The sequence below is a fragment of the Oleiphilus sp. HI0067 genome (genome assembly GCF_001635735.1).
The window spans coordinates 1-570 of record NZ_LWFI01000694.1 but is presented as its reverse complement, the minus strand read 5'-3'; the positions used below and the strand labels follow the sequence as shown (position 1 = coordinate 570).

Sequence of the window (570 nt, the reverse complement as noted above, 5' to 3'; positions counted from 1 at the left end):
AGTCATGATGTGACTATCAAAAGTACGCTCACAGTATTTGCACTTCATACGCACATCTTCTTGATCCACGATCACTTTAAAACTGCTGTTGACGGGCTCGCCATGGGTGATGCAGTTACTGTTCGGGCATTTGAATACGGATTCGATTACTTCAGGTAGGGCTAGAGGAAGCTTTTTAACAACACGGTAGCCTTCAATTTGGTTAACTGTCGCATTTGGCGCATAGATCGCTAATTGGCTAGCTTGCTGTTGAGTCAAAAAGACATTCTCAATTTTGATAATGTCCTTTGCTTTCGTAGCTGAAGATGAAGACGGTAGGTTTAAGCCGATGGTGACTTTTTCTGTACCTTGTTCGATATCGAACAAACGTAGTATCTTCAATCCAACGTTCGCTGGGATATGGTCGATGACTGTGCCATTTTTGATCGCCTCGACCTGCATTTTTGTTTGCTTGTCCATAGTCATGCCCCCCTTAGTAGTCTTCGTTTAATAGTAAGGCGAGTAGTGCCTCGCGCGCATAGACGCCATTTTCGGCTTGCTCGAAATAATACGCATGCTTCGTTTTATCTA

The 570-nt window shown here is 43.7% G+C and carries 1 protein-coding gene; it reads right to left on the bottom strand.

Going from position 1 to position 570, the window contains the following annotated elements; genetic code table 11:
* On the bottom strand, positions 1–459 hold a 459-nt coding region (gene pyrI / locus A3739_RS07830), incomplete at its 3' end, for an aspartate carbamoyltransferase regulatory subunit (protein WP_068500964.1).
* Positions 460–570 lie beyond the last annotated feature (111 nt).